This window comes from Nocardioides sp. NPDC057772 (genome assembly GCF_042798075.1).
Classification (GTDB): Bacteria; Actinomycetota; Actinomycetes; order Propionibacteriales; family Nocardioidaceae; genus Nocardioides.
Map to the genome: position 1 here is coordinate 1 of NZ_JBHVKN010000206.1, position 9107 is coordinate 9107.

Here is a 9107-nt window from a genome sequence, read left to right on the forward strand (position 1 = left end):
ACCCCGATCGCTCAGAGCACGAGCAAGACAACGAAGACGACGGCCACCGCAAGGGTGATGCCGATCAGCGGCCAGTCCCAGCTGCGACGTACGTCCTCGGCGAGAGCGAACTGCTCGTCGGAGTCGCGCTTGATGCGGCGCCGGTCGCGGGCGTCCTGGGCCAGCGCGTTGAGGCGGTCCTCGATGAAGTCGGCGTGGTTGCTCAGCGGCTTGTGCTCGCGCTTGGAGCCCTTGACCGCCTCGCGCATCGGACGCCCGACGGCGCCGCTGACATAGGTGCGGCCGCCCGCGTAGGCGCCGAGGGTGCGGCCGACCGAGACGCTCTCCAGCGCGGCCATCGGGAAGCGCACCGTGGAGTAGAGGTGGTGGAGCACGAAGTCGCCCTCGCTGACCCCGACCTTGGTGCGGATGAACGCGGCGTACGCCACCAGCGCGAAGAGCACCCCGCCGGCCGTGGTCTCGGGGTGCCAGCCGGTGACTGCGTCGATCACGACGACCGCGATCGCGGCCCCTGCGGAGAGGAAACCCCATGCGGTGCTGCTGGAGTTGCGGAACCACTCCTCGGGCTGATCGTCATTCACGGCGCAAACATTAGCCCGCGACCCGAGGATGCCTATGCTGAGGCCGTGCCTACCTCCACAGAGATCGCCAAGCTGATCGACCACACCCTCCTCAAGCCCGAGGCGACGCACGCCGACGTCGAGGCGCTGATCGTGGAGGCAGCCGAGCTCGGCACCTACTCGGTGTGCGTCTCGCCCTCGATGCTGCCGGTCACCGCGCCGGCCGAGCTGAAGCTCGCCGTGGTGTGCGGCTTCCCGAGCGGCAAGCACATCTCCTCGGTCAAGGCTGCCGAGGCCGCGGCCGCGGTCGAGGCCGGTGCGGACGAGATCGACATGGTCATCGACATCGGTGCCGCCAAGGAGAAGCGCTACGCCGATGTCGAGGCCGACATCGCCGCCGTCCGTGCAGCGGCTCCCGCGCCGACGGTGCTGAAGGTGATCATCGAGTCGGCCGCGCTCGAGGACGACGAGATCATCGGCACCTGCCAGGCCGCCGTCCGCGCGGGCGCGGACTTCGTCAAGACCTCCACCGGCTTCCACCCCGCCGGCGGCGCCACTGTCCACGCGGTGGAGCTGATGCGCCAGACCGTCGGTCCCGACGTCGGCGTCAAGGCCTCGGGCGGCGTACGCACCATGGAGCAGGCCGAGCAGATGATCGCGGCCGGCGCCAACCGGCTCGGTGTCTCGGGCTCGCGCGCGCTGCTGGCCGGAGCGCCCGGATCGGGTTCCGGCGCCGGCTACTGAGTTTCGGGCGCTCTCGGGGAGAATGCTCCGGTGCGTGCTCAGGTCATCGTCCTCGCCGGCCCCTCGGGTGCCGGCAAGTCCCGTCTCGCCGAGCGGCTGGGCCTGCCGGTCCTCCGGCTGGACGACTTCTACAAGGACGGTTCCGACCCTTCGCTCCCCCGGATCACCGAGGGCCCGAACGCGGGCCTGGTCGACTGGGACCATCCCGATTCCTGGCTTCCCGCCGACGCGGTGAAGACGATCGCCACGCTCTGCGAGACGGGCACCGCCGACGTACCCGTCTACGACATCGCTCACGACGGCCGCACCGGCTGGCAGGAGCTGACCCTCGGGGACGAGGCGTTCTTCGTCGCCGAGGGGATCTTCGCCCAGGACATCGTGGCCGAGTGTCGCGACGCGGGGCTGCTGGCCGCCGCGTACTGCGTCACCCAGTCACCGACCGTGACCTTCTGGCGCCGCCTCACCCGCGACCTGCGCGAGCACCGCAAACCACCGAGCGTGTTGGTCAAGCGGGGCCTGGCACTGATGCGCGCGCAGCCGCGGGTGGTCGCGGACGCGGTCGCCAAGGGCTGCACCGCGGTCTACCCGAAGCACGGCTACGTCGCGATCCGGCGACTCATAGGGCCGCGTACGCGTCCTTGATCTCGTGGATCAGGTCGACCCGCTCGTCGTAGGGCAGGAACGCGGACTTCATCGCGTTGGTCGTCAGCCGCTGGAGCTCGGGCAGTCCCCAGCCGAAGGCCTCCACGATCCCGGCCATCTCCGTCGACATCGAGGTGCGTGACATCAGCCGGTTGTCGGTGTTGATCGTGACCCGGAAACCGAGGTCGTAGAGCAGCCCGATCGGGTGCTCGGCGATCGACTTCGCGGCCCCGGTCTGCACGTTGGAGCGCGGGCAGACCTCGAGCGGGATCCGGCGGTCCCGGACGTACGCAGCCAGCCGGCCGAGCCGGGGCGCCTCGCCCTCCTCGACGGTGATGTCCTCGATGATCCGTACGCCGTGGCCGAGCCGGTCGCAGCCGCACGGGTGCACCGCCTCCCAGATCGAGGGCAGCCCGAAGCCCTCGCCGGCGTGGATCGTGAAGCGCATGTTCTCCGCGGCGAGGTGCTCGAAGGCCGCCAGGAACCGGCTCGGCGGGAAGCCCTTCTCCGGTCCGGCGATGTCGAACCCGGCGACGCCACGGTCGCGCCAGGCGACGGCGAGGTCGGCGATCTCGGTGGCGCGTGCTGCCTGCCGCATGGCGGTGAGCAGCTGACGTACGACGATCTTCCTGCCGGTCGCCGCGACCGCCGCCATGCCCTCATCGAACCCGGTCTGGACGGCCTCGACGACCTCGTCCAGCTCGTGGCCGTTGGCGACGTGGAGCTCGGGCGCCCAGCGGATCTCGGCGTAGACGACCCCGTCCTCGGCCAGATCCTCGACACACTCGCGCGCCACCCGGGTCAGCGCGGGCAGGGTCTGCATGACCGCCAGGGTGTGCGCGAAGGTGTCCAGATAGCGCTCCAGCGACCCCGAGTCGGCGCTGGTCACGAACCACTCCTCCAGTGCGACCGGGTCGTCCTGGGTCCCCTCCGGGAGCTGGTGGCCCACCTCGGCGGCGAGCTCGATGAGGGTCGAGGGACGTACGCCACCGTCGAGGTGGTCGTGGAGCAGCACCTTCGGCGCGGCCTTGATCTGCATGTCGGACGGTTTCATGGGCCTATTGTTCCCTATCGGACTAGATTCCGGGGGTGCGCAAATTCACCACTCTCGAAGAAGTCTCCGCGGCCGCAGGCACCGAGATCGGCACCGGCGAATGGCTCCAGGTCGACCAGGAGCGCGTCAACGCCTTCGCCGACGCCACCGGCGACCACCAGTGGATCCACGTCGACGAGGAGCGGGCCAAGGAGGGTCCGTTCGGGGGCACCATCGCCCACGGCTACCTGACGCTGTCGCTGATCCCCTACCTCGGCCTGAGCGTCTACTCGCTGGAGACGCCGGGGGCGAAGCTCAACTACGGCCTCAACAAGGTGCGCTTCCCCACGCCCGTCCTGGTCGGCTCTCGCATCCGTCCGGTCGTCTCCTTCGGTGACGTCACCGAACTGCCCACCGGGCTGCAGCTCGTCGTGAAGACCACGATCGAGATCGAGGGCTCCGCCAAGCCCGCATGTGTCGCCGAGTCGGTCGTGCTGCTCCTCGAAGGCTGATCTCAGGAGTAGTCGGCCCACAGCCGCTGGGCACTGCCGTCGACGGTCATCTCGCCGCCGTACGGCAGGATCCACTGCGGTCGGGTGTGCCCGAACGGCGGGCCGACGACGACCACGGCGTCGGGGTTGTAGCGGGCGACGGTCTGGATCGCCGCGTCCCGCTGCTCGGCGCGCTTGGCGGCCCTCTCCTCGGTGCTCGGGCGGCGCTCGAAGTCCGACGTCGGCGGGCGCGCGACGACCACCGCGTCGATCGCCTCGAGCAGCCCGCGCTCGCCCAGTGAACGCGTGATCCAGGCGAACTCGCGCGCCGGGATGAGCTCCTCGGAGGTCTCCAGGAGGAGTACGCCTCCTTCGAGCACGGCCGGGTCCGCCGGGAAGCGTCCGGCGGTGAGCGCCCACTGGATGACCTCGATGCAGCCGCCCCAGGTGCGACCGGTCACGGTGCGGGCCGGCCCCGCCCAGGTCCACGGCTCGGTCGCTTCACGCTCGCCGTACTCGGTCAGCGCCCGCGGGTCGTTCCAGTCGTGGCCGATGTCCTCGGACTCCCCTGGCTCGGTGACCTCGAGCCGCTCGCCGGTGAGGAGGGCGGCCTCGAGCGAGGCCTCGTGGACCTTGTCGAGCCCCGGGCCCGGACCGAGGTGCACCTGGGTCGAGCCGCCGTAGAACCCGGCGACGCCGTTGGTCCACAGCCAGTTGAGGAGGTTGGTGTTGTCGCTGTAGCCGAGAAACGGCTTCGGGTCCCTTCGGACCAGCTCGGCGTCGAGGTGCGGGATCACAGTGATCTGGTCCTCGCCGCCGATAGTCGCCAGCACGGCCCGGATCTCCGGGTCGGCGAACGCGGCGTTCACGTCCGCCGCGCGCTCCTGCGCCGTCGCGCCGACCTTCCGGGTCGTCGGGTACTCCACCGGCACCAGCCCGGTCACCTCGGTCAGCCGCGTCAGCGCCTGCTCGTGGATCGCCGGCGCCACCCCCGGTGCCGCGAACGAGGGTGACAGCACGGCGACCTTGTCGCCCGCGACGGCCTTGGGTGGCTTGACGATCTCCATGCCCGAAGTCTGGCCGTACGCCGGGCCGCGGTGCCAACCGTTATCGGTCCGGCCCGGCGAGCGAGGTGTAACACGCTGTTACACCGACTATCCGGTCGTTCAGATAGGGCAAGTAGTCCAACGAACGACGTGTTACAGCTAGCTGATGCGGTCGAGGATCAGCGGCGTCGCCTCGTACGCAGCCCCGTCCCCGATCTCGAAGCCACCCTCCAGCGCGGCCAGGGCGCGGTCGAAGCGCTCGGGCGTGTCGGTGTGGAGCGTGAACAGCGGCGCGCCAGCAGTCACCGAGTCGCCCGGGCGAGCGTGCCAGGTGACCCCGGCGCCGGCCTGGACGGCGTCCTCCTTGCGCTCGCGCCCGGCACCGAGGCGCCAGGCGGCGAGGCCGACGGCCATCGCGTCGAGCCGGGTCAGCACGCCCGAGGACGGCGCGGTGACCACGTGGGTCTCGCGGGCGACCGGAAGCGGCGCCGAGGGGTCGCCGCCCTGGGCCGAGATCATCGCCCGCCAGGCGTCCATGGCCTTGCCGGAGGCGAGTACGTCGGCCGGATCCGGGCCGGACACGCCGGCCCCCGCGAGCATCTCCCGAGCCAGCGCGACGGTGAGCTCGACCACGTCGGCAGGACCGCCGCCGGCGAGGACCTCGACGGACTCGGCGACCTCGATCGCGTTGCCCGCGGTCAGGCCGAGCGGGGTGGCCATGTCGGTCACGAGCGCGACCGTGTTGACGCCGGCGTCGGTGCCGAGGTCGACCATGGTGCGTGCCAGCTCCTGCGCGGATTCCAGGGTCTTCATGAAGGCGCCGGCGCCGACCTTGACGTCGAGCACGAGGGTGCCGGTGCCCTCGGCGATCTTCTTGGACATGATCGAGGAGGCGATCAGCGGGATCGACTCGACCGTGCCGGTGACGTCGCGCAGCGCGTAGAGCTTGCGGTCGGCCGGGGCCAGCCCCTCACCGGCGGCGCAGATCACCGCGCCGACCGACCCGAGCTGGGCCAGCATCTCGTCGTTGGACAGCGACGCACGCCACCCGGGGATCGACTCGAGCTTGTCGAGCGTGCCACCGGTGTGGCCGAGGCCGCGCCCGGACAGCTGCGGCACCGCCACCCCGCACGCGGCGACCAGCGGCGCCAGGGGCAGCGTGATCTTGTCGCCCACGCCGCCGGTGGAGTGCTTGTCGGCCGTCGGTCGGCCCAGGGAGTCGAACGACATCCGCTCGCCCGACGCGATCATCGCCGCCGTCCACCGCGCGATCTCGCGCCGCGACATCCCGTTGAGCAGGATCGCCATGTTGAGCGCCGACATCTGCTCCTCGGCCACGACCCCCTGGGTGTACGCCGCGATCATCCAGTCGATCTGCGAGTCGCTCAGCTCGCCACCGTCGCGCTTGGCGAGGATCACCTCGACCGCATCATGTTCCGCCATGCGGACAGCGTAAAGCGCGACCACCGAAGGTCCCTACCGGGCGCCGTCCCTCATCGACGACCTCAGGTCCGCAGTGCCTCGACCACGTCGACCGCGAGCTCCTCGAGTCCCTCGACGTCGACTCCGGGGCGGAGGATCGTCACCTGGACGTACGAGCTGCCGCCGATGTGCTCCACCCGGTTGTGAACGACGCCCGCTCCGGCCGCGGCTTCGAGGCTGTCGTCCTCGCCGCCGCGGACCTCAGTGGCCGCGCACCACCTGTCGGGCACCTCGTCGTAGGTCCCCTGCGGGATGCCGGACGCTTGCGGCACCTTGGTGAACCCTTCGAGCGCAACGCAGTGGAGCGACACGAAACGCTCCGGGTCGTCCTCCATCCGCGCAGCCGGACCGGTGTCGCCGACCGTCGTGAGGCTCACGAGTACCGAGGTCTCTCCGGCAGAGGTGGTGCCCCGGAACGAGCACATCGACACACGATCGGCCGAGTCCGTACGTCGCACGTCGCCGACCCGGCTGACCTCTGCCGGCATCACGTCGGCCACCGCGGAGCAGACCTCGGGCGGGGGCGCGGCCGCCTCGCTCTCCTCCGGTCCGAACAGGGCGACTGCACCACCGACCGCGCCTGCAACAACCGCCAGCGAGAGCAAGGCTCCGCCGGCCAGCGGGAGCACCGCCCGCGACATCACCGAACTGCCGGTCATGACAGCTCGCTCTCGGCCGCATCGAGGATCTCGACCAGCCGTACCTCGAGCTGTGGATGTTCGCTCGATCTGGGTGTCACGGTGATGCTCAAGGAATCAGAGACCATCCGGCCGGCCCACCCGATCCTGCTCTTGGCGGCCGTCACGACGCAGGTGCGTTCGTCCACCTCACCAGGCAGTCGCACCAGCCCACCCGCTCGCTGGCCGTCATGGCAGTCGCGCACCCAGTCGATGAGTGGATGGAGGTTTCGCAGCGCGACCTCGAAGCTCGCCTCGGAGGTGTGTCCGAACTCCTCGGACGGCGGGTTCGGTTGCGTCAGAGTGCAGGTGCCACCGTAGTTCAGGCCGAAGGAGTCGCCCGCGAGGTCGTCGCCGACGTAGTCCATGCCGAGCTTCTCGGCGATCCGGTAGCAGTAGTTCTCCCCGACCAGCGCCTCGATGTCAGGTCGATCGTCGATGCTGCCGACACTGCCCTCATCGACCAAGCGCACGATCGCGACGATGCCGGCACCGGCAAGACCGAGGATCAGACCGGCGCCGATGCCGATGACGAACCAGACCCACCGTTTCGGCCCGGACGACCGCGGGGGTGCCGCCGGCGGGGGCGGGTGGGCGGGCGCGGCGTACGTCATGAAGACCTCCGAGAGTGTGGCCGTTAAACCTCGGAGGACACGGTTTGGTTACGGTTACGCCAGCGCCTCCGGGCCGAAGGCGTCGGGAAGGACCTCGGACATCGGCTTGACGCCCGAGACGGTCATCAGGAGCAGGTCCGGGCCGCCGTTCTCCCAGAGGAGCTGGCGGCAGCGGCCGCAGGGCATGATGACCTCGCCGGAGCCGTTGACGCAGACGAAGTGGGTGAGCCGGCCGCCGCCGGTCATGTGCAGCGATGAGACCAGCCCACACTCGGCGCACAGCGTCACGCCGTAGGCCGCGTTCTCCACGTTGCACCCTTGCAGCAGACGCCCGTCGTCCGCGTAGCCGGCGGCTCCGACAGGGAAGTTGGAGTAGGGCGCGTACGCACGTTTTGCGGCCTCGAGGGCATGCGCACGCAGGCCTTCCCAGTCAAAGGCGTCTGCGGCGTACGTCTGCTTCTCGGTCATGGTCCGACCTTAGAGCCTGTCCGGACATCTGGATTAGATGCCCGGAGGCTTAGGCTTCGCCCAGATCAAAAGTTGGTAACCGTTCGCGGAATCCCTGGCGTTGCTCGGTCAATGGGGAGAGCGTTCGAACATGAATGTCCTTTGCGCCGTGATTTGCGGGGCAACGACCTGGAGGCACCAGTGAAGAACAACATCAAGAAGGCCGCCGCCGGCGGCGTCGCTGCGGTCCTGTCCGCTGCCGCCCTCGCCGCGTGCGGCGAAGCGCCGTCCGAGCGCGCCGGGGAAGGCAAGAGCGACTACCTTCCCTGCATCGTCTCCGACGAGGGCGGGTTCGACGACAAGTCGTTCAACCAGCTCAGCTACGAGGGCGTGAAGGAAGCGGCCGACGAGCTGGGCTCGGACTTCAAGGACGTGGAGTCCAACAGCCCCAACGACTACACCTCCAACCTCGAGGGCCTGGTCGGGCAGGGCTGCGACACGATCGTGACCGTCGGCTTCGCGCTCTCGGCCGCGACCATCGAGTCCGCCAAGGCCAACCCCGAGACCGAGTACGTCCTGATCGACGACGCGGCCGACGCCGACTTCGACGGCAAGACCGACGCCGAGAACATCAAGCCGATCCTCTACGACACCGCGCAGGCCGCGTTCCTGGCCGGCTACGCCGCTGCCGACTACACCAAGACCGGCGTCGTCGGCACCTACGGCGGCCAGCCGTTCCCGACCGTGACGATCTTCATGGACGGCTTCAAGCAGGGCGTCGAGTACTACGCGAAGACGAAGAAGAAGGACGTCAAGGTCGTCGGCTACGAGGGCGGCGAGAAGGGCTCCTTCACCGGTGAGTTCGTCGCCAATGAGAAGGCCACCAACACCGCCCGCCAGATCATCGAGCAGAACGCCGACGTGATCCTGCCGGTCGGCGGCCCGATCTACCAGGGCGCGCTCACCGCGATCGAGGACTCCGGCAAGGAGGTCGCGCTGATCGGTGTCGACGCCGACTTCTACGAGACCGACCCGAAGACCCAGGACGTGGTGCTCACCTCGATCCTGAAGAACATGAAGACGTCGACCACCGACGTCGTCCTGGCCGCCGGTGAGGACAAGTTCGACGCGACGCCGTACGTCGGCACCCTCGAGAACGAGGGCGTCGGTCTGGCGCCGTTCCACAACTTCGAGTCGAAGGTCTCCGACACGCTTCCCGCCGAGCTCGAGGAAGTGTCCGCCGGGATCATCGACGGCTCGATCAAGGTCAACTCCTACCTCGCGAAGTGACCCACCCGGTGGCGCCGCACGTCGGGGCCACCGGGTCCGGGACGAACCGTCCGGCGGTGAGGCCGGGCCGGTGCCAGTAGC

Annotated in this window: 11 protein-coding genes; 4 read left to right on the forward strand and 7 right to left on the reverse strand. The window is 69.6% G+C overall.

Annotated features, from left to right (window positions below; translation table 11 throughout):
- Positions 1-11: 11 nt before the first annotated feature.
- A complete protein-coding gene (locus tag ACFVJS_RS23440; protein ID WP_378885541.1) occupies positions 12-581 on the reverse strand; it encodes a hypothetical protein in 570 nt (189 codons plus the stop codon).
- 45 nt (positions 582-626) lie between these two features.
- Between ACFVJS_RS23440 and deoC the strand changes: the two genes are divergently transcribed.
- Positions 627-1304, forward strand: coding sequence for a deoxyribose-phosphate aldolase (gene deoC / locus ACFVJS_RS23445; protein WP_378885543.1), 678 nt, complete (start codon positions 627-629; stop codon positions 1302-1304).
- Positions 1305-1334: 30 nt separating this feature from the next.
- The gene (locus ACFVJS_RS23450) at positions 1335-1946 is read left to right on the forward strand and encodes an ATP-binding protein (protein WP_378885545.1); all 612 of its coding nucleotides are present in this window, start codon (positions 1335-1337) and stop codon (positions 1944-1946) included.
- On the opposite strand, the gene ACFVJS_RS23455 is transcribed toward ACFVJS_RS23450, so the two are convergent.
- Positions 1921-3000 (reverse strand): adenosine deaminase, encoded by a 1080-nt coding sequence (locus ACFVJS_RS23455; protein ID WP_378885547.1) that lies wholly within the window; start codon positions 2998-3000, stop codon positions 1921-1923. The genes ACFVJS_RS23450 and ACFVJS_RS23455 overlap by 26 nt on opposite strands.
- 35 nt (positions 3001-3035) lie before the next feature.
- On the opposite strand from ACFVJS_RS23455, the gene ACFVJS_RS23460 reads away from it, so the two are divergent.
- Positions 3036-3491, forward strand: a complete 456-nt coding sequence (locus tag ACFVJS_RS23460; RefSeq protein ID WP_378885549.1) for a MaoC family dehydratase — start codon at positions 3036-3038, stop codon at positions 3489-3491.
- 2 nt (positions 3492-3493) lie between these two features.
- Here ACFVJS_RS23460 and ACFVJS_RS23465 read toward each other — a convergent pair whose 3' ends face one another.
- The 5 genes from ACFVJS_RS23465 to ACFVJS_RS23485 form a co-directional block, all read right to left on the reverse strand.
- Positions 3494-4537, reverse strand: a complete 1044-nt coding sequence (locus ACFVJS_RS23465; protein WP_378885551.1) for a S66 peptidase family protein — start codon at positions 4535-4537, stop codon at positions 3494-3496.
- Between the two features lie 138 nt (positions 4538-4675).
- Positions 4676-5959 carry a thymidine phosphorylase gene (locus ACFVJS_RS23470; RefSeq protein ID WP_378885553.1) on the reverse strand — a complete coding sequence of 428 codons (1284 nt, stop codon included), beginning with the start codon at positions 5957-5959 and terminating at the stop codon, positions 4676-4678.
- Between the two features lie 62 nt (positions 5960-6021).
- Positions 6022-6657 (reverse strand): hypothetical protein, encoded by a 636-nt coding sequence (locus ACFVJS_RS23475; RefSeq protein WP_378885555.1) that lies wholly within the window; start codon positions 6655-6657, stop codon positions 6022-6024.
- Positions 6654-7289 carry a hypothetical protein gene (locus ACFVJS_RS23480; protein ID WP_378885557.1) on the reverse strand — a complete coding sequence of 212 codons (636 nt, stop codon included), beginning with the start codon at positions 7287-7289 and terminating at the stop codon, positions 6654-6656. The genes ACFVJS_RS23475 and ACFVJS_RS23480 overlap by 4 nt, the downstream gene beginning before the upstream one ends.
- Before the next feature lie 54 nt (positions 7290-7343).
- Entirely contained in the window at positions 7344-7757 is a 414-nt protein-coding gene (locus ACFVJS_RS23485; RefSeq protein WP_378885559.1) for a cytidine deaminase, read from the reverse strand.
- Between the two features lie 180 nt (positions 7758-7937).
- Here ACFVJS_RS23485 and ACFVJS_RS23490 point away from each other — a divergent pair, with 180 nt between their 5' ends.
- Positions 7938-9026, forward strand: a complete 1089-nt coding sequence (locus ACFVJS_RS23490) for a BMP family protein (protein WP_378885561.1) — start codon at positions 7938-7940, stop codon at positions 9024-9026.
- Positions 9027-9107: the final 81 nt, after the last annotated feature.

Bases quoted from the DNA above. Each gene is read 5' to 3' on its own strand.
- ACFVJS_RS23455 (WP_378885547.1), bottom strand. From the start codon at position 3,000: ATGAAACCGTCCGACATGCAGATCAAGGCCGCGCCGAAGGTGCTGCTC.
- ACFVJS_RS23465 (WP_378885551.1), bottom strand. From the start codon at position 4,537: ATGGAGATCGTCAAGCCACCCAAGGCCGTCGCGGGCGACAAGGTCGCC.
- ACFVJS_RS23470 (WP_378885553.1), bottom strand. From the start codon at position 5,959: ATGGCGGAACATGATGCGGTCGAGGTGATCCTCGCCAAGCGCGACGGT.
- ACFVJS_RS23475 (WP_378885555.1), bottom strand. From the start codon at position 6,657: ATGACCGGCAGTTCGGTGATGTCGCGGGCGGTGCTCCCGCTGGCCGGC.
- ACFVJS_RS23480 (WP_378885557.1), bottom strand. From the start codon at position 7,289: ATGACGTACGCCGCGCCCGCCCACCCGCCCCCGCCGGCGGCACCCCCG.
- ACFVJS_RS23485 (WP_378885559.1), bottom strand. From the start codon at position 7,757: ATGACCGAGAAGCAGACGTACGCCGCAGACGCCTTTGACTGGGAAGGC.